This window comes from Paenibacillus solani (assembly GCF_050475945.1).
Lineage (GTDB): Bacteria > Bacillota > Bacilli > Paenibacillales > Paenibacillaceae > Paenibacillus_AQ > Paenibacillus_AQ solani_A.
Genome location: NZ_JBCMXJ010000027.1, coordinates 22,436 through 42,984, shown reverse-complemented (window position 1 = coordinate 42,984; position 20,549 = coordinate 22,436). Strand labels below are relative to the sequence as shown.

18 protein-coding genes are annotated in these 20,549 nt (G+C 37.1%); 17 read left to right on the top strand and 1 reads right to left on the bottom strand.

Going from position 1 to position 20,549, the window contains the following annotated elements; translation table 11 throughout:
* Nucleotides 1–167: 167 nt before the first annotated feature.
* Nucleotides 168–1,040 carry a UTP--glucose-1-phosphate uridylyltransferase GalU gene (gene galU, locus ABEQ74_RS28640; RefSeq protein ID WP_430125591.1) on the top strand — a complete coding sequence of 291 codons (873 nt, stop codon included), beginning with the start codon at nucleotides 168–170 and terminating at the stop codon, nucleotides 1,038–1,040.
* Nucleotides 1,041–1,114: 74 nt separating this feature from the next.
* Here the strand turns inward: galU and ABEQ74_RS28635 are convergent, their stop codons facing one another.
* Entirely contained in the window at nucleotides 1,115–3,574 is a 2,460-nt protein-coding gene (locus tag ABEQ74_RS28635; protein ID WP_430125643.1) for an O-antigen ligase family protein, read from the bottom strand.
* Nucleotides 3,575–3,710: 136 nt separating this feature from the next.
* Between ABEQ74_RS28635 and ABEQ74_RS28630 the strand changes: the two genes are divergently transcribed.
* From ABEQ74_RS28630 to ABEQ74_RS28555, 16 genes are all read left to right on the top strand, one after another.
* Nucleotides 3,711–5,000: a glycosyltransferase family 4 protein gene (locus tag ABEQ74_RS28630; RefSeq protein WP_430125590.1), complete on the top strand. Its 1,290-nt coding sequence runs from the start codon at nucleotides 3,711–3,713 to the stop codon at nucleotides 4,998–5,000.
* 1 nt (nucleotide 5,001) lies between these two features.
* Nucleotides 5,002–6,078 carry a mannose-1-phosphate guanylyltransferase gene (locus ABEQ74_RS28625; protein ID WP_430125589.1) on the top strand — a complete coding sequence of 359 codons (1,077 nt, stop codon included), beginning with the start codon at nucleotides 5,002–5,004 and terminating at the stop codon, nucleotides 6,076–6,078.
* A 36-nt stretch (nucleotides 6,079–6,114) separates the two neighbouring features.
* On the top strand, nucleotides 6,115–7,077 hold the full coding sequence (gene gmd / locus ABEQ74_RS28620; protein WP_430125588.1) for a GDP-mannose 4,6-dehydratase: 963 nt from the start codon (nucleotides 6,115–6,117) through the stop codon (nucleotides 7,075–7,077).
* A gap of 15 nt (nucleotides 7,078–7,092) precedes the next feature.
* On the top strand, nucleotides 7,093–8,034 hold the full coding sequence (locus ABEQ74_RS28615; RefSeq protein WP_430125587.1) for a GDP-mannose 4,6-dehydratase: 942 nt from the start codon (nucleotides 7,093–7,095) through the stop codon (nucleotides 8,032–8,034).
* A gap of 19 nt (nucleotides 8,035–8,053) precedes the next feature.
* The gene (locus ABEQ74_RS28610) at nucleotides 8,054–8,830 is read left to right on the top strand and encodes an ABC transporter permease (RefSeq protein WP_430125586.1); all 777 of its coding nucleotides are present in this window, start codon (nucleotides 8,054–8,056) and stop codon (nucleotides 8,828–8,830) included.
* On the top strand, nucleotides 8,831–10,126 hold the full coding sequence (locus ABEQ74_RS28605) for an ABC transporter ATP-binding protein (RefSeq protein WP_430125585.1): 1,296 nt from the start codon (nucleotides 8,831–8,833) through the stop codon (nucleotides 10,124–10,126). It begins immediately after the preceding gene.
* A 13-nt stretch (nucleotides 10,127–10,139) separates the two neighbouring features.
* On the top strand, nucleotides 10,140–11,333 hold the full coding sequence (locus ABEQ74_RS28600; RefSeq protein ID WP_430125584.1) for an FkbM family methyltransferase: 1,194 nt from the start codon (nucleotides 10,140–10,142) through the stop codon (nucleotides 11,331–11,333).
* A gap of 33 nt (nucleotides 11,334–11,366) precedes the next feature.
* Nucleotides 11,367–11,798: a hypothetical protein gene (locus ABEQ74_RS28595; RefSeq protein ID WP_430125583.1), complete on the top strand. Its 432-nt coding sequence runs from the start codon at nucleotides 11,367–11,369 to the stop codon at nucleotides 11,796–11,798.
* A 1-nt stretch (nucleotide 11,799) separates the two neighbouring features.
* Complete coding sequence (locus tag ABEQ74_RS28590; protein ID WP_430125582.1) at nucleotides 11,800–12,993, top strand: glycosyltransferase family 4 protein; 1,194 nt, start codon at nucleotides 11,800–11,802, stop codon at nucleotides 12,991–12,993.
* The gene (locus ABEQ74_RS28585; RefSeq protein WP_430125581.1) at nucleotides 12,990–14,054 is read left to right on the top strand and encodes a glycosyltransferase family 4 protein; all 1,065 of its coding nucleotides are present in this window, start codon (nucleotides 12,990–12,992) and stop codon (nucleotides 14,052–14,054) included. Before ABEQ74_RS28590 ends, ABEQ74_RS28585 begins: the two co-directional genes overlap by 4 nt.
* Before the next feature lie 15 nt (nucleotides 14,055–14,069).
* Complete coding sequence (locus ABEQ74_RS28580) at nucleotides 14,070–15,257, top strand: glycosyltransferase family 4 protein (protein WP_430125580.1); 1,188 nt, start codon at nucleotides 14,070–14,072, stop codon at nucleotides 15,255–15,257.
* Nucleotides 15,258–15,278: 21 nt separating this feature from the next.
* Nucleotides 15,279–17,039, top strand: a complete 1,761-nt coding sequence (locus ABEQ74_RS28575) for a hypothetical protein (protein WP_430125579.1) — start codon at nucleotides 15,279–15,281, stop codon at nucleotides 17,037–17,039.
* Between the two features lie 128 nt (nucleotides 17,040–17,167).
* Nucleotides 17,168–18,031, top strand: coding sequence for a glucose-1-phosphate thymidylyltransferase RfbA (rfbA, locus tag ABEQ74_RS28570; RefSeq protein WP_430125578.1), 864 nt, complete (start codon nucleotides 17,168–17,170; stop codon nucleotides 18,029–18,031).
* Nucleotides 18,032–18,100: 69 nt separating this feature from the next.
* Entirely contained in the window at nucleotides 18,101–18,529 is a 429-nt protein-coding gene (locus ABEQ74_RS28565; RefSeq protein WP_430125577.1) for a sugar 3,4-ketoisomerase, read from the top strand.
* Nucleotides 18,526–19,629 (top strand): DegT/DnrJ/EryC1/StrS family aminotransferase, encoded by a 1,104-nt coding sequence (locus tag ABEQ74_RS28560; protein ID WP_430125576.1) that lies wholly within the window; start codon nucleotides 18,526–18,528, stop codon nucleotides 19,627–19,629. Before ABEQ74_RS28565 ends, ABEQ74_RS28560 begins: the two co-directional genes overlap by 4 nt.
* Entirely contained in the window at nucleotides 19,607–20,539 is a 933-nt protein-coding gene (locus tag ABEQ74_RS28555; protein ID WP_430125575.1) for a glycosyltransferase family 2 protein, read from the top strand. Before ABEQ74_RS28560 ends, ABEQ74_RS28555 begins: the two co-directional genes overlap by 23 nt.
* Nucleotides 20,540–20,549: the final 10 nt, after the last annotated feature.

Here is a 20,549-nt window from a genome sequence, read left to right as displayed (position 1 = left end):
TTAGCGTTAGAGATACAAGATAAGGGTATGTTCCTCTTATAACAAAATATTTATGAAAATAATAACAAAAAAACACAAATTTCGATATAATAGCTCTAATACATCCAGATACATAGTGCTTTATTCCAGATACATAGAGTTTCATTTTTGAAAAGGAGATAGCCTTTATGCAAATACGCAAAGCGATTATCCCTGCGGCAGGCCTAGGCACCCGGTTCTTACCTGCAACCAAAGCCATGCCTAAGGAAATGCTCCCGATTGTAGACAAGCCCACCATTCAATATATCATTGAAGAGGCAGTGGCTTCAGGGATCGAGGACATTATCATTGTAACAGGTAAAGGAAAGAGGGCCATCGAGGATCATTTTGATTCTTCTTTTGAGTTGGAACATAATCTGGCGGAGAAAGGGAAATGGACACTCCTCGAAGAAGTACGCAAGCCATCCAACATGGCGGATATTCACTATATCCGGCAGAAAGAGCCCAAAGGGCTGGGCCATGCTATTTGGTGTGCTCGGAAGTTCATAGGAGATGAACCGTTTGCTGTGCTTTTGGGTGATGATATTGTAGAGTCGGAGACTCCGTGTCTGAAGCAGATGATGAAGGTATATGATACATATCAATCGGCTGTTGTAGGCGTTCAACCCGTATCCTGGGACGAAGTGAATCGTTATGGAATTGTAGATGGAGTACGCAAATCGGACAGAATCTACGAAACATCAAGATTGGTAGAGAAACCATCTCGTACCGAGGCACCCTCCAATCTCGCGATTATGGGCCGATACATTTTACCGTCAGATATTTTCGACTTGCTGGAAAATCAGGAGGTAGGCAAGAATGGAGAAATCCAACTAACGGATGCACTTGCTGTCCTGGCCCATCGCTATCCTATCTATGCATATCATTTTGAAGGAATGCGTCACGATGTCGGCGAGAAGTTAGGCTTTATTGAAACCAGCATTCATTATGCATTGCAGCGGGAAGAGCTGAGAGATGATTTGCTTGCTTATATAAACGAGGTTTTGGTGAAGGTTCGATAGAGATAAATTCGCGTTTTTATAAAAGAAGGGACAGTTGGGTAGAGGTTTCTACCGTGAACTGTCCCATTTTGATATTAGAATTGAAGATCGGCGAGCTGTTGAACATTCTGCTTAGCGCTTGGATCAACTTGAGATAATTTCTCCATAAGCGCGTCGTCGCTTAAGCCTTGTTTCTGTAATGCGGCCAGATACCAACGAACCGTCTCTTGTTGGGTTGTCTGTGTGAGATCCTCTTGTAAACCAAGTTTAAGAGCTTCTGCAGCTCGTTCTGGTTGATTTAACATGAAGTACATTTTACCTGCATTCAGGATCATGTCGGGTGTGTTATCGAATGGGTTACCTTGGAGTTGCTCCTCAGGCAATGTGCTTAGATGCTGGATGCCTGTTTGAACTTCGGCAAATGCTTCAGTTGCTTGTCTGAAGTACTTATCCTTCGCATCTGTGCCACCTGCACCTAGTGCCTTCATGCCAAGATCATAACCTTTATTAATGATTTGTTCGTACCATTGAATATCCCAATTGAATTTATAGGCATTACTAATGAGGACTTCGTAAGCTTGTTCAGGCTGTTGGTGCATTTCATAACTCTGTACCAATTGGTTCAGCATAGATTTATTATGAGGCTCATCCTTAAGAGCTTTATTTAAGAGATTGGTGGATAGCTGAAAGAAGCTCTCATCCTGCGTCTGCTGGTAAACAGATTGATACAATGAGTTTAATAACAGAACTGAATTGGGATGGCTCGGTCTAATACTAAGGTCTTTGTCTAAAGGTGCTTTTATCTCTTCGAAGGACTGGCTAATCTGTACGATTCGGCGCGCCTCCAACCCATAATCTGCGGCTTGAACATAACGAATCGAAGTGATGAGTACAAGAATAGCACCAACTCCCACAACAGCGCTATATATGCTTCTAGCGGTTTTAACATTAGGGCTCCAACTCTTAACGGGCTTATTATCCATGACAGCTGCCATTCCGCCAAGTCCCAGGAATACTAGAATTCCCATAAACACGTAACTCATGTTAAAGTCCAGAATACTATGGATTAATATCGAAAGAGTGATAATTAAATAAAGAAAATGGCTATTCCTGTCATCCTCATTGTTGTTGAGATAACCCCGAATATACTTGTAGAAAATATACAAAATAAACGCCATGAAAATAACGAATCCGACAATGCCAACCTCAATTAAATACTGCACAAAAAAGTTATGTGCCTGACGGCTCGTATACGGATTGTTCTGATACTGCTCGTACAGTGACGCCCAAGCGCCACCACCAGCTCCGATTATCGGATAGTCAGCAAGAACCTTCATGGCATCCTTATAGAATGTTAGACGTTCTAACACACTATGCTGATTAAAATTAATATTCTCCAGTCGGACACTAAGGTTTTGAGGCAAAATATTCTTCAATCCCGTTCCGATGAAGAGGAAAATCAATAGTCCCCCAACTGCAACGGATCCAAGTGGAATCCATAGAGCGGATGTTTTTTTAGCGGACCAATTGTTTAATCCCTGTTCCAATTTTGGAGCAATAAAGCTTTGAATTATCCATCCCAGGAATCCCACCACAGCGGATACACCCAACAAGATGCCCCAACCTTTCAAGGCAGTACTTCCACTGAACGTCTCATTTAACTGTAGGCCGAGCTCTGTTACTGGCTTGGAAATGATCAGCGAGGCCACGCCTGCTATTCCGCAATATAGAATCCACAGTATTTGCTTGGCGGGTTTTAGAAACAAGAGCAGCAATATGAATACGACTGGCAGCAGGACCAATCCGCCACGGGACAATGTTAGTAGAAGAGATACTATAATAGGCACCAGCATGAAACCATGGAATGCCTGCCCATACCATTTTCGCGATGTTGTTACAAAAAAGACGGCAGCGAACAAGAAAGCCATGAGGAACGCTGCATATGTATTAGCGTACTGGAATACGGAAGTCAAACGCAAACCGTTGGAGTCAACCATTACGACATCAGTATACGTCCCGTTTAAAACCGTGTTGGAAAACAATCTTGCTATGGCTCCAGCAGCTTTTCCTTGACCAAACCAATGGAGCAAACCGAATCCAACGATTAGATAAGCCACAGCCATAATTGTGATTTGGATGATTGTATTCCCCAATTTATCGCGCAAAACGTATAATCCGATAATGAACATTATGGCGTAGATACAATTAATGATAACCATATTCATGGCCAGAACATGAGAAGCTGCGCTAATGAGTGAAAGTATGTAAGTTAAGGGGAGTAACAGCACACCCACAGCAAGCCAGTCTCGTTGATCTTTTAATTGAAAACTTTTAAAGTACTGAGCTATCCAGAGAAACATTAATAGACATGCTAAGCTAGCAGCCCAGAATATCGGTTTCTCAAATTCAAGGGTTTGTCCATTAAATAAAGCTGTCTGGAAGGGTGTCCAAGCTAGGAAGAGAACAATTCCTGAGACCAATACCCAAAATAAAGCTGATCTCCTCTCGCTTTGCCTCGACTCAACAGCCTTTTTACCGTATACTGGATTCGACAACATAATTAGCTCCTTTTCTTGTAGATACGACAATATTTTAGCACAGTGATTGAAGGTGGGCTACTAAGATTAGTTGCATGTTGTCGAATTAACTTGTATAGAAGTTAGAAATTCAAGGATGATCGGGTGGAAGAGTATGGGGAGTTTAAAATCGTTACTATCTAAACATCTATACAAATCAGTAATAAAATTAAAGCCTATTTTAGTAAAAGTGGTTCCCTATGCTTTTCGTCAGAAGATGAAGTATAAAATGCTGAAATATTTATTTCCAATTAAAAATAAAACTAAAAAAGTGCAGAAAAAGAGTGGAGTAAGAGGAATAAATTTAATTGGGTATTCTAGAGCAGAAATGGGAATTGGAGAATCATGCAGAATCGCGGCTAGCAGTATAGATACAACGGATGTACCTTTTGGGATTATTAATTATACAGGGACGAATCCAGCTCGGATGAATGATAGCACTTGGATTCAGAAAGAGATACTTCAACCGAAGTATGATATCAATATATTTCATATAAATGCGGAGCAAATGATTGAGGTTTATGCGGAGTATGGTAACTCGCTATTTAACAACCGATATAACATTGGTTACTGGCACTGGGAACTTCCTGATTTTCCGGATGAGTGGAAAGAGAGTTTTAACCTAGTGGATGAAATTTGGGTCCCTTCGACATTTGTGGCTGAATCGATTTCCATGAAAAGCCCTATTCCTGTAGTAAAAATCCCTCACAGTATTAATGTTAGAATTGATAGACCAAGAACAAGAGCTGAATTCGGATTGCCAGAAAAGTCTTTTTTGTTTTTAACAATGTATGATCTTAAGAGTTTCCAAGCTAGGAAGAATCCACAAGCTTCTATATATGCTTTCAAAAAAGCCTTTAATCCTGATGATGATAGAATTGGTCTTGTTATAAAAGCTAACAGTGCAGACCCACATTTAGAGGAACTAGTAGAACTGAGGCAATTAATAGGGGATTACCCAAATATTTATTTGATTTGCGAGACATTGTCGAGAAATGATATTAATGCTCTATTAGCTGTTACTGACAGCTTCATCTCGCTTCATAGAAGCGAAGGTTTTGGTCTAGGATTAGCAGAAGCAATGTATTTAGGCAAACCTGTAATTGGGACCAATTGGTCTTCAAACGTAGACTTTATGAATAGTCGCAATTCTTGCCTGGTCGACTATAAATTGGTACCACTCAACAATGATTATGGACCTTATAAATCTTATCAACATTGGGCTGAGCCTGATCATGAACATGCTGCTTGGTACATGAAAAGACTGTTTGAGGACAGAGAGTTTTATGATGCAATTGCTTCTGAAGGTGAATATAGCATCAAGAAAGACTTTTCTCCAGAAGCGGTCGGAAGATTAATTAAGAAACGGCTAGACTATATTTCTTTATGGAATTTTGGAGGATGAAATGAACATCACTTGTGTAATTATGGCAGGAGGTAAAGGGGAACGATTCTGGCCGAAAAGCCGGACAAATCTACCTAAACAATTTTTAAATATTTCGGGCAATAAATCAATGATTCAGCAATCGATTTCCAGACTTGAGAAGCTTACCGATATTAGTCGAATATTTATAGTAACCAATGAACTTTATGCTGAGTTGTTAAAAGCCCAAATTCCTCATCTGCCACCAGAAAATATTATAATTGAGCCGGTTGGACGTAACACTGCGCCTTGTATTGGCTTGGCTTCTATTGTTATCGAAGAACGATACCCGGATAGTACCATGGTTGTTATTCCCTCTGACCATATCATCGAGAATGAAGAAGGATTTGTCACTATTTTAAAAACTGCTGCTGAAGTTGCACAGCAAAACAACAACTTAGTAACTTTAGGAGTTGAACCCACTTATCCGGAGACAGGTTATGGATATATCGAAAGCACAAACCAGTACACAGAGGTTAATGGCTTGCCTGTTCATAAAGTTAATAAATTTGTAGAGAAACCAGATGCTGAAACTGCCCAATCTTACGTAAATGCAGGGAACTTCTACTGGAATAGCGGAATATTCGTTTGGAAAATAAAAACAATAAGAAACTACATACAAGAATTGATGCCGGATATGCATGATATTTTAGAAACGATGAAAGCTGCCTTTGAATTGATTGATAGAGAGGAAATTATTAAATCGGAGTTTGTTAAGATGCCGGATCAATCCATTGATTATGGAATTATGGAGAAGGTAAACAACATATATGTTATTCCATGTGTACTAGGGTGGAATGATGTAGGAAGCTGGACTGCATTAGAAAGAATAAATGATTTGGATGAAAATGGTAATGTCATTAAAGGGAACATTCTTAATCTCGATACCAAACGTTGTATTATAGAGAGTAATGGCAAACTAGTTGCTACATTGGGAATAGAAGACTTGATAATCGTAGATACCGAGGATGTAACCTTAATTTGTACTAAAGAAAAGGCACAAGAAGTGAAGTTGCTTCTTAAAGAACTTCGCATGCAAAAATTGGAACATTATTTATAATAAATTTGATTTTACTTAAGAAGGGGATATATAGGTATGACAAAGCAAGCACTTATAACAGGAATTACTGGACAAGACGGATCATATTTGGCTGAACTACTGCTTTCAAAGGGATATAAAGTTTATGGTTTACGTAGAAGAACAAGTGTACCAATTCTCGAAAACATTGAACATATCAAGAATGAAATCGAATTTATCGAAGGTGATTTGTTAGATCAAGGCTCTCTTATTAATGCATTGAAAAAATCTAACCCAGATGAAGTGTATAACTTAGCAGCACAATCCTTTGTTGCAACCTCTTGGGATCAACCCGTCCTCACAGGACAAGCAACAGGTATGGGAGTAACCAATATGTTGGAAGCCGTACGAATTGTAAAGCCAGAGGCAAGGTTTTATCAAGCTTCAAGCAGTGAAATGTTTGGTAAAGTTGTAGAGACACCGCAAAAGGAGACAACACCGTTCTACCCGCGGAGCCCTTACGGTGTTGCTAAAGTGTACGGTCACTGGATTACGGTTAATTACCGCGAAAGTTTTGATATGTATGCATGTTCTGGTATTCTCTTTAACCACGAGTCGCCCCGTCGTGGTGTTGAATTTGTTACACGGAAGGTTACAGATGCAGTAGCGAGAATCAAACTGGGTATGCAAAAAGAGCTTCGTATGGGTAATCTGGATGCCAAGCGTGATTGGGGATTCGCAGGTGACTATGTTAAAGCAATGTGGCTGATGCTTCAGCAAGATCAACCAGACGACTATGTAATTTCTACAGGAGAAACTCATACAGTAGAAGAGCTAGTTCAAATTGCGTTCGAACATGTGGGCCTCAACTGGCGTGATTATGTTGTAGTTGACCCAAAGTTTGTAAGACCGGCAGAAGTTGATCTGCTACTCGGAGATTGTACTAAGGCTAAAGAAAAACTGGGCTGGGAACTAGAGGTAGGATTTAAAGAACTTGTGACCATGATGGTGGATAGTGATCTAGCCAAGCTTAAAAAATGAGATGGGTGATACAAATTGACGAGGGCATTAATAACAGGCGTTACTGGGTTTGCGGGTCGATATCTCAGTAAAAATTTGATTGATAATGGTTATGAAGTATGGGGTGGAGCCAGGAATGGCTCCATTAACTCCGTTTCCGGCATAAAAGTAGTGAAATTATCCTATGATAATCCCGCAGAGGTAGCGGAAAAGCTAAATGACATACAACCTGAAGTTATCTTCCATTTATCAGGCCAAAGTTCAGTGAGGAAATCATGGGATGCAGTCGATGAAACATTTAATTCTAACTTAATGGATACTATTGGCCTGCTGGAAGGTTTAAGACACTCTTATATCAAACAGAATGCAACGCTCCTTACCATTGGCTCCTCCGAAGAATATGGATTAGGGGCGTCTTCTCCTATTCGTGAGGAAAATGTAGCAAGTCCATCTAATCCCTATGGATTATCGAAATATACAGTTGGCAGCCTCTCTTTAATGTATAGTCAGGCCTATGATTTAAAAATCATTCACGCGCGTTCATTTAATCATATTGGCCCTGGTCAACTGGAAGGGTTCGTTACTAGCGACTTTGCAAAACAGGTCGCCGAGATAGCTTTAGGAAAAGCAGAGCCAGTTATGTATGTAGGTGATCTTAGCAGCAAACGTGATTTTACGGATGTAAGAGATATCGTTCAAGCCTATCGGCTTTTATATGAACATGGAGAGCCTGGCCAAGTATATAATGTCTGTTCCGGAACCTGTATCGCTATTCATGATATTTTAGAAATGTTCTTGTCATTTGTTGATCGGAAGGTAGAGGTTATAAAAGATCCGAGGAAGTTCAGACCTAACAACATCCCAGAATACTATGGATCAAACGATAAAATAAAACTAAAAACCGGATGGAAACCGGAGATACCAATCAGACAGAGTCTATATGATATCTACCATGACTGGTTAACAGACCGACTTTAGACTGATGGGTGGTTTGAGTATGGTAAATACTATTAAAGAAATAATTTCATATCGCCAAATGCTTATTAGTACTGTCCGAAAGGAACTTCGGTCGCGGTACAAGGGTTCCTTTCTTGGCTTTTTGTGGACGTTTGTGAATCCGCTACTACAGCTAACTATATATTCAATTGTATTTCCTCTTATTATGAAAAATAATCAAGAAAATTATCCAATGTTTCTTTTTGTAGCTCTATTGCCTTGGATATTTTTTACGAGTTCTGTTCAAATCGCGACGACAAGTATTGTAGGAAATGCAAATCTAGTTAAAAAAATATATTTCCCCCGAATTATCCTTCCGTTATCTGTGGTAGGAACAAATTTGATGAACTATGTTTTTGGATTAATAATTGTCTTTCCTGCTCTATTAATTACTGGTGTATCATTAACATTAAACGTTATTTGGCTTCCTGTTATTTTATTAGTTGAATTTATATTCATATTGAGTCTAGCTCTCATATGTTCATCTTTGTATGTACGATTTCGTGATTTAGAACATATTGTCGGAATACTAACCATGATTTGGTTTTATCTTACTCCGATTGTATTTCCAATTGACATATTTCCACAAGAAGTTGCCGATGCAATTGCATACAATCCTATGGTCCCTATTATTAATGCCTTCCGGGATGTGCTGCTATACGGATCTGTACCAGATTGGGAATCATTATCGTATTCGCTAATAGTAGGTTTAGTCCTCATGGTTATTGGTCTTGTTACATTCCAGAAATGCGAAAAGACATTTGCGGAGGAGCTGTAAATGGAAACACCAGTTGCTATATCAATCAAAGAAGTGAGCAAAGCCTTTAAGATATATCATGATAAGCCACTAACACTTAAAGAAAGGTTATTAAGGTTACGCAGCAACGACTACAGTAAATTTCATGCTGTTAACAATGTGAGTCTGGATATTGCAAGGGGAGAAACTGTTGCTCTAATTGGACATAATGGGTGTGGTAAGAGTACTCTTCTTAAGCTTATCACAAAAATTCTTTATCCAGATCAAGGTGACATTGAGGTAAGAGGAAGAGTTTCTAGCCTTATTGAACTTGGTGCGGGCTTTCATCCGGATTTTACGGGGAGAGAAAATATATATACGAATGCTTCTATTTTCGGCCTTTCTAGAAGAGAGATTGATGACAAGCTTGAGGACATTATACGGTTTTCAGAATTAGGTGACTTTATTGACAATCCAGTCAGAACTTACTCATCAGGGATGTATATGAGACTGGCCTTTTCTGTTGCTATTAATGTAGAACCGGAAATCTTATTAATTGACGAGATTTTATCCGTAGGAGATGAGAACTTCCAAAAGAAATGCTTTGATAAAATAGAAAGTTTTAAACATAGCGGAGCTACAATTGTTATCGTTACTCATGATTTAGGTACCGTAGAGAAAATATGTGATCGGGTTATTTGGTTAGATCGAGGTGTCATTGTCGAACAAGGTGAGCCCGATCGAGTAGTAAACTTATACCAGCAGCATATGAATAAAAGGTTTGTTGAGCAAAGGCAACTTGAGTTTGAAGAAGAGGGTCAAGGAAAGATTGTTGAGCTTAAGGAAGAGTACCAAGCTTTAAAGGATGAGAAAAATGTTCAACAGTTGGATTACCCAGAGGAAGTCAGATGGGGTTCAAAAGAAGTAGAAATTACAGAAGCTAGAATAGTAAACAAAGAAGGTGAAACCACTAATGTTCTCATGGCTGGGGAACCTTTTAAAATAGAAATTGATTATAAGATCAATAGCCCGCAGACCGAATATATCTTTGGAATGGGATTTTACACAGTTGAAAATGTAATGATTTATGGTAATAATACCGAGATTGATAAGTTAAAAATCGGAAAGTTAAATAAAACGGGGACCATTACCTTTGTTAGTGAAAAATGCACATTGTTATCGGGTAAGTATAAGCTGAATGTGGCAGTTGTTGATCGAAATCATCGAGCGTTAGATTTTATCAAATATTATATGGAGTTCACGGTTGTCACAAGTGATAAATCTGTAGGAGTATTCTCGGTGGATCATAAATGGGAGGTTCCCAAACCGTCTATTTAAAGGTGGAATAATGATGGATAAACGAGATGTTTCCAGTAAAAGTGAGGATCATCGTATCGGAGAGATTGCACAGTATATCGACATGATGCTCCAATCAATGGTTCTGACACTAAAAGAAGATGACCAAGATCAGAAGTTTGTAAAACAAAAAATAGTAGGGGTATTGAAGGAGTACACTCAACTCCTATTTAGTCAACAAACCTCATTTAACTCGGCAATTACACCAGCAATGGGTAAGGCAAATGAATTATTAAATGAACTTTTAAATAACTCTCGCGATTTAAGGACCGCTACCTCATATTTAGAGAAAGATAAACAAATGCAGCAACAATCAATTCATCAATTGGCTCAAACGGTTAATGATCAAGATAATAAAATTAACCAGTTGATGGAGTTTATTAATAACAGTGATAAAGCGCGAGTGGAGTCTGAGAGGCAGTTTGCGCATGAGAATCAGCTACTTCAAAATGAAATGGAAAACATCAAGGCAGTACTAGGTAAACTTGAAGATTATAATGTGTTACAGGATAATCAACCGACTTATTATATGAAATCATATGCACAGTCAGGCGAAGACGCAATATTAGACTATATAATACGAGTTAACAGAATACCGTATGATAAAATTACTTACATTGATTTGGGTGCTAATCATGCGAAAAATTTAAGTAACACGTACTTCTTCTATTCGAAGGGTGCCAAAGGTGTAATTGTTGAAGCCAATCCTGCGTTAATATCTGATCTCACCTTTTACAGAAACAGAGATATTATCTTGAATAATTGCGTAGATATTGAGACGGGTAAACAAGTAGACTTTTATATTTTGAATGTGGATGGTCTTAGTACAATTAGCGCCGAGTCTGCTGAGGAAATGTGCAGAATTAATCCAGAGTTGAAAGTTATTGATAAGAAGACATTAAAAACGGTAAGTTATAGTTATATTGTTGAAAATTACTTGGGAGCTACACCAACGATACTATCGATTGATCTTGAAGGGAAAGACATGGAAGTCCTTCAGTCAATAAATTTTGAAAAGTATAGACCATTTCTAATCATTGTCGAAATGATTGAATACGATACTAAGTTAGCTTACTCCACAAAGAATAACGAGATAGTAGCATATATGAAAAGTCAGGGCTACGATGAGTATGCTTTCACGGGCATAAATTCAATATTTATAGATAAAAGCAGGTTAGAATCCAGATAACAGTTAATAAGCAGAAAGGGAAGGGGACTCATCATGGAAATCGAAATTGATGATAATAATATTGATGTAAAAGATATTATGCGTCAGATAAAAGAAGGCTTAAATAAAAGAACTTATGACAATGATTTACTAGAAGGAATAGCCTCCCATAAAGCGACTATTAATCTTTCCGTGTTGGAAGAGCACCAGTTGCTTTTAAACAGAACCTGGAATTACAGTGCTATCACACCAATTACTTCACACAGACGTGGAATCGGCGGGCTAATAGTGTTCTTTAAGAAGTGTATAAGGAAAGTGTTGGGATGGTATATTAACCCCATAGTGGAAAAACAGACAGAATTCAATGCTAATGTTGTTAGGGCATGTAATGAGCTTATCAATCAGCTGAAATTAATTGAAGATATAAGTCTTAATAAGATAAATAAAAGTGACACTAGTGCTCCGGCAAAACATGGGGATAAGTAATATGAAAACAATTGCATTCGTTATCCCTTGGTACGGGTTGAATATACCTGGTGGTTCTGAGGCTGCTTGTAGAGATATAGCTGAAAGATTATCCGCAAGAGGTATTCAAATTGAAGTATTGACCACCTGTGTTAAGCAGTTTAATAGTAATTGGAATGAAAACTACTATAAACCTGGTGTGGAAGTTTTAAATGGAGTAAGCGTGCGCAGGTTTAAAGTCAGAAAAAGAGATACTGAAAAATTTGATATTGTTAATGCGAAGCTCATGAAGGGACTGATAATCTCTTCAGAAGAAGAACACATTTTCCTGAAAGAAATGGTTAACAGTACCGACCTCGAACATTATTTAAAAGAACATAAAGACAACTATGAAGGCTTCGTGTTCATACCGTATATGTTTGGAACAACTTACTTTGGGATCCAACAAGTCATGGATAAAGCAGTTTTATTACCAGCATTCCATGATGAAAGTTACGCTTATTTCCAAAGCTTTAAGGACATCTACCAAAAAATAAAAGGTATTATCTTTTTTTCATCTGCTGAATCAGAGTGGGCTAATGAAAATTATAGTTTACAGGGAGTTAGACAAAAAGTATTAGGACTTGGTATCAATCCCTTCGCATCTGTTCCAGAGAGATTCAGGGAAAAATATAATATGAAAAATCCATTTATATTATATGCAGGCAGAAAAGACCAGGGGAAAAATGTACATGTTCTTTTAGATTACTTGGCTCAATATCTACATAAGAAAGGCAAAGTAATGGATTTAGTAATGATAGGCGGAGGTACGATAGATATTCCCTCAACTATTAAAGACCATGTAAAAGATCTAGGATTTATACCTGAGCAGGATAAATATGATGCTTTTGGGGCGGCGCAACTTTTATGCAACCCTTCCCCGAACGAAAGTTTTTCGATTGTTATTATGGAGAGTTGGTATAGTAAGCGACCAGTGCTGGTTTATGAGAAATGCTCTGTAACAAAGAATTTCTGTATTGAATCAAATGGCGGGTTATATTTTTCAAACTATGCCGAATTTGAAGCTTGCATTAATTTGATGTTTAACCGCCCTAGTTTTAGTAATTCTCTCGGTATAAATGGTTATAACTATGTCAAAAGTAAGTTTGATTGGGATAATGTAATTGATGAATATTATAAATTTCTTACAAATTGCTTTTCAGGAGTGCATGAATGATTATAAACCAGTTGCTTCCTACGTTAAGTTACGGTGATGCAGTCAGTAATTCTGCTGTTAATATAATGAAATTGCTTAAAGGACTGGGCATCAAGTCAAACATATATGCCCAGAATATTCACCCTAAAATGGCGAAGTACGCCTCTCATGCCGATGATTGTCCAAAGAACCAGCCAATAATATATCATTTGTCCACCGGTAGTGATCTGGCGTATACGATACCATCTTATACAAAAACCAAAATATTAATCTACCATAACGTTACACCGCCAGGGTTTTTTACGGGATATAGTGGGGCTATGCGGAGACTGTGCTCTGAAGGAAGGGAACAGCTCGCTTACTTAGCCAATCATATGGATTTATCCATCGCTGATTCTGAATATAACAGACTGGAGCTTGTCGAGTTAAAATATAATAATACTTTTACTAGCCCCATTATTATTAACTATGAGGATTATAATATTGAGCCTGATAGAAAAACACTGCAATCTCTTAGGGACGAAAGTGATACTACTAAATTCCTTTTTGTGGGTAGGATTGCGCCTAACAAAAAACAGGAAGATGTAATAAAGGTGTTCTATTACTATTATAAATTTATAAATCCAAAATCGAAATTGTACCTAGTCGGTTCTTCTGGTGGAATGGAAAGATACTTTAGTGAACTGCAAACTTTGATTAAGTATCTGTCACTAGAGGAGCGTATCATTATAACAGGACATATACCATTTGATAAAATACTAGCTTATTATGCTGGTTCCGATATTTTCCTTTGTATGAGTGAGCATGAAGGTTTTTGCGTACCATTAATAGAGGCCATGCACTTTGGTTTGCCAGTTGTCGCCTATAAAAGTAGCGCAATTTCGGATACACTTGGAAACGGTGGTATCTTGACTCTGAGTAAAGATTACAAATCTACAGCAGAATTGATCGAAGTGCTACTTAGAGATCCAAAATTACAAAGTAAGTTAAAGGAAAATCAGATTAAGCAATTAAAGCGATTCTCGAAACAAGCTGCAGTAAAAAAATTTGAAGAGCTCTTGAAACAAAATTCAATTATATAAGTGGTGGGATAAGTGGTGAAAAAGAAAATAGCTTTAGTTGTGCAGCGGTATGGGCTTGAGGTCAATGGCGGATCTGAATATAGCTGTCGGTTATTTGCTGAACAATTAAAAAAAAAATATGACGTAGACATTCTAACCACAAAAGCGATTGATTATGTTACTTGGGATAATCATTATTCTAGTGACGTAGAAGAAATCAATGGGGTTACGGTTAGGCGTTTTGGAACTGATGAGTCTCGGAACATAAAGAGTTTTAATAAACAATCAGAATTTGTCTACTATAATGGGGATAAGACAGTTTACGATGAACTTGAATGGATGCGTCTGCAAGGTCCAGTCTCTTTTTCTTTATTGAGATACATTAACCTGAATAGAGAAGAATATGAGGCATTTATATTTTTTACGTATACTTATTTCACGACTTACTTTGGCCTACAGCTTGTCCCTGAAAAAAGCATACTAATTCCAACCGCTCATGATGAGCCTCCTATATATCTTTCAATCTATACTTCTCTTTTTCATCTCCCCAGATATCTTTTCTATTTGACAGTGGAAGAAATGGAGTTTGTTCAGAATAAATTTGAAAACCAGTATATACCATCAGGGGTTCTTGGTATTGGTATAGATTCTCACAACTTTAATTCGCTATTACCATTAGATAAGCTATTTGATACATACAATATAAGCTCAGCATATATTGTCTATGTCGGGAGGATTGATGAGTCCAAAGGTTGTAAAGAGATGTTTGAGTATTTTATTAAATATAAGAAGGAAAAAAAATCGGAATTAAAACTAGTACTCGTTGGAAAGGCTGTAATGGATATTCCTAATCATGAAGATATTATTAATCTAGGCTTCGTCTCTGATAGTGAGAAATTCTCCATAATGAAGAATGCTGAAGTCCTAGTAATGCCTTCAAAATATGAAAGTTTGTCAATGGTCGTACTTGAGGCGTTTTATTTGAATAGGCCCATTTTAGTGAATGCACATTCAGAAGTACTAAAAGGTCATTGTATAAGAAGTAATGGCGGTCTTTACTATGAAGCTTATGATGAGTTTGTTCAATGTCTCAACCTTTTGTTAAACAGGGATTTTCAGTCAAAGCTAGGTCATAATGGACATGAATATGTTGAGAGAGAGTATATATGGGAAACTGTAATGAAAAAACTTAATACTGCAATAGAGAACATAGGTGCATCATAGTAATACATGGGGTGAATAGTATTGTCAGATATATTAATCAAATTAAAGAACAAGGAATTAAAAGGGAGTATTCTGGGATGCATTATCGGGCTCTTCTTAGTTTCAGTAGTCCTGATTGTATCCTTGGAATTATGGCGGGCAGATTTAGGAATTCCTTTTAATTTTGTTGGAGATTCTCTTTCTACGAACGCTATAGTAAAAACAGTTGTAGATTATGGATGGTATATAGAAAACCCTTCGTTAGGAGCTCCTTATGAATTAAACATGAATGACTACCCGCTTGGTGGAGATAATTTAAATTTTGTTATTATAAAAATAATATCATTTTTTTCAAATGACTACGCCGTAGTATCTAATGTCTTTTACTTGTTGACTTTCTACTTAGCATTTTTGTTTAGTTACTTTGTATTCCGAGAATTGCAAACATCCCCAATGCTCTCAGTTGCAGGAAGTCTACTATTTACGTTTCTTCCGTACCATTATTTTAGAGGAAGCGGTGGGCACTTATTTTTGACATGCTATTATGGAATACCATTAGTAATTTTAATTGCTAAATTTATTGTTGACGATAAATATAATTACTCAATATTTAAATTCGACAAAGAAAAAAAGAAGATAACGATATTGGGACTGATTTCTTCCGCCATTATAGCATCAACAGGTGTATACTATGCTTTCTTTACTATCTTTTTATGGTTTGTTGCTGGGATATATACAGTTATAAATAAAAAGACTTTTAAATCATTTTACAATTCAATTCTATTAATATGCTTTACAGTTGGGATATTGATTATTAACTATTTTCCTACCTTGTATTTTAAATTAACACATCCGACTAATCTTGAAGCAGCAAATCGGTCTCCAGTAGATGCTGAAATATATGGCTTGAAAATAATACAATTGTTCCTCCCTATTCTGGGGCATAGAATTAATAAGCTAAACGAGGTAGCACATTCATATTTTAATACAGCCCCATTAGTGAATGAGAATCATACGGTCTCGTTAGGCATCCTTGGAAGTTTAGGTTTTATTGTTTTAATACTCTTTCTTTTTGTGAGAAATAATTTAAAAAATCATACTCTAAGGACAATTCAAGATTTTAGTATATTTAACATCTCAGTTTTATTGCTTTCTACAATTGGTGGGATGGGTTCTATATTTGCTTTCGCAGTCACCCCTTCTATTAGAGGCTATAATCGAGTGTTACCTATAATTGCATTTCTATCATTTTTTGCGTTTATATCCATATTACAAATTATGAAGAGTAAAGTAAAAATTCCTTATAGGGCGGTATTATCCTTATTGATTTGTATTTTAGTAGTTTTAGGTTTGTTAGATCAAACAAGCAAATCATTTGTACCTCAGTATGATTCTTTAAAAGCAGAATATATTAATGATCATTTGTATTTCGCAAGAATAGAAAGGTCGGTTAAGAGTGGCAGCGTATTTCAATTGCCATACGCGCCATTTCCAGAAAGTCCTAACATAAATAACATGGGGGGCTACGAACCCTTAAAGGCTTACATGCATACTACCGCTTCTGTGAAGTGGAGTTACGGTGCATTGAGAGGAAGTACCGCAGATATTACCATAAGAGAGATATCTTCAAAGCCAATAAAAGAATTGGTCGATAATATTTCACTCTTAGGATTTAAAGGTATACTTTTAGACAGGAACGGATATGAAGACTCTTCTGGGATAGAAAGAGAGTTAATTTCAATCACAGGAGCAACCCCCTTTATTAGTGAGAATTCAAGATACTTCTTTGTAAAATTGGACTGATAAAAAACTAAATTATACTTATTCTATGGATTGGATTTTATATTAAGTAGAATTACTTGACTTCTACTAGTTAAATGATTTCAGAAAAATTACTTGAACCACAAGATTAAGGATAGGAGGTGCCAGTAATGAAAGGAATAATACTAGCAGGAGGAAGCGGTACAAGGTTATACCCTCTAACTAAGGTTGTTTCTAAACAATTATTACCTGTATATGATAAACCGATGATATATTATCCCATGTCCGTCCTTATGCTTTCAGGAATAAGGGAAATCTTGATTATATCTACACCTGAAGATACCCCGAGGTTTGAACAATTACTGGGTGATGGCTCGAAACTTGGAATTTCAATTTCATATGCGGTTCAACCCAAACCTGATGGCTTGGCGCAAGCTTTTATAATTGGAGAGGAGTTTATTGGGGCAGACCGAGTTGCATTAATATTAGGTGATAATATCTTCTATGGTCAAGGCTTTACTGAGATGCTGATAAGAGCAGCTAGCCGTTCCAATGGAGCAACGATATTCGGATATAGGGTGAAAGATCCAAACAGATTTGGGGTTGTTGAATTTGATACACAGCAACGAGTTCTTTCAATTGAAGAAAAGCCAAAGAGTCCCAAGTCACCATTTGCAGTAACAGGCCTTTATTTTTATGATAATGAAGTTATTAATATAGCCAAAACAATTAAACCCTCTGAACGAGGGGAACTTGAAATTACCGATATCAACAATATTTATCTAAAAAACAAAAAACTCACAGTTGAAATACTAGGAAGGGGTTTTGCGTGGCTCGATACCGGAACTCATGAGTCTTTACTTCAAGCGTCTCACTATATTGAAACTATTGAGAAACGACAGGGACTTAAAGTAGCTTGTCTAGAGGAAATAGCTTATTTGATGGGGTATATTTCAAAAAATGAATTAATTAAGATTGGTAACCAAATGAACAATAATGACTATGGAAAGTATTTACTTGCTCTGATTGAATAAAAATTCGTCTATATATAAATCTTATGGTTTCTCATAATTTACAAGACTATTAAAGATGAAGGTGATTTAATGAAGTTACAATGTAATAGTCAAAGTAGGATAATACCACTTAAGCAGTTAGGGGACGAACGTGGTTTATTAACAGTGCTTGAAGAGAATATTACAATCCCTTTTGAGATTAAGAGAGTATATTATATCTATGGAACCGAAGAAGGTGTAAGTCGTGGTATGCATGCTCACTATAAGACACGACAAGTCTTGATTGCTGTATCTGGAAGTTGCACTATTTTATTGGATGATTTAAGCAGGAAGACCGAAGTAATTTTAGATGATCCAAATAAGGCACTTCTCTTGGAGCCTAATGATTGGCATGAAATGTACAACTTCTCTCCGGATTGTGTTTTGTTAGTGCTTGCCTCACACTTTTATGATTCTGAGGACTATATCCGTGACTATGATTCTTTTGTCAGTATTTATAGGGAGGGGCTTGGGCTATGATTCCCTTTCTAGATTTGAAGAAAATCAATTTACAATATCGTGAGGAGATATCAGAGAGCATTGATCGATTTTTAGATTCGGGTTGGTATATTCTAGGTAAAGAGGTAGAGGAATTTGAAGAGCAGTTTGCGGCATTCTGCGGCACTAAACATTGTGTAGGTGTAGCTAATGGCCTTGATGCCCTTATTCTAATTTTACAAGCTTACGGTATAGGAAAAGGGGATCAAGTAATTGTTCCGTCGAATACATACATTGCGACAATATTGTCTATCTCAGCTGTTGGGGCTACCCCGATTCTTGTTGAGCCCGATTTAGCGACCTATAATATCGACCCTGCAAAGATTGAAGAGAAGATTACTAGCCGGACTAAAGCTATAATGGTGGTGCATTTATACGGGCAATCCTGTGATATGAATCCCATTAAAGAGATTGCTGAGAAATATAATTTAAAGGTATTTGAAGATTGTGCCCAAGCACATGGCGCGAAATATATGGGACAACGAGTGGGCAACTTGAGTCATGCGGCAGCATTTAGTTTCTATCCCGGCAAAAATTTAGGTGCACTTGGGGATGCTGGGGCTGTCACAGTAAATGATGAAGAAGTTTACAAAAAGTTGAGAGCTTTACGAAATTACGGCTCGCATAAAAAATATGAAAATATTTATCGGGGGACCAATAGTCGACTAGATGAGATTCAAGCTGCAATACTATTAGTGAAGTTAAAGCATCTAGAGGACGAAAATCGCAAACGTAGGATTATTGCTGATTATTACTCTTCACATATTAATAACAAGGATATTTTTTTACCGAAAGTCTTGAATTCTAGCCCCGAATCTCATGTCTGGCATGTATATGTTATTAGAACAGCTTCAAGAGAAAGATTACAGGATTATTTATTGAAAATGGGTATTCAGACATTAATTCATTATCCGATCCCCCCCCATAAGCAACAAGCTTATAGCGAATGGAATGATAGACATTATCCAGTCTCGGAAAAGATACACAATGAGGTGCTTAGTTTGCCTATAAGTCCTGTTATGAGTTTGGAAGATGCAGCAAGAGTGACGGAGGCTTTAAATGAATACAAAGAAGCTCTTTAGTATTATTGTACCAATTTATTACAATGAAGAAAATATACCACATACTATTCCTCGTCTAACAAGGCTTCAGGAGATTCTACCTGAATATGAGTTGGAATTTGTTTTTGTCGATGATGGTTCTAAAGATAAATCGCTCCAATTATTGTTAGAGGCTAGACTGACAGACTCGAGAATTAAGGTCATTAAATTAAGTAAGAATTTTGGTTCTATGGCTGCTGTACAAGCGGGGCTAGAATATGCAAGCGGAAACTGTGTGGGTATTATTTCTGCTGATTTACAAGACCCACCTGAGTTGTTTGTTGAAATGATAAACAAATGGGAACAAGGGAATAAAGTAGTAATGGCTTGCCGTTCCGACAGAGAAGAATCATTTTCCCAAAAGCTATTTTCAAACTCCTATTATTTTTTGATGGATCGCTTTGCTTTAAAAGGGTATCCAAGAGGGGGGTTTGATTTTGTATTAGTTGATAAACAGGTTGTAAGTGAGTTAAATAGGATTAAAGAGAAAAACACTAACATTATGAGCTTAATTTTTTGGCTGGGGTATTCTCAGAACACCGTCGGTTATGTGAGACAAAAAAGAGAACATGGAAAGTCTAAGTGGACACTTAGTAAAAAAGTAAAACTTTTTGTAGATTCGTTTGTTAGTTTCTCATATAGTCCTATCCGTTTTATGTCAATGATAGGTATGTTCACAGCAGTAGCAAGTTTCTTATACGGTATTTTTGTCATTATAAACTCGACTTTTGGTTATATCCCACTCCAAGGATGGACTACAATTATAGCGTTGATAACATTTCTATTAGGATTAATCATGGTGATGCTTGGTATTATTGGTGAATATCTCTGGAGAATACTTGATGAGAGTAGGAAGAGACCACCGTATGTCATAGATGAGGTTGTTTTGTAGAGGAGGCAGG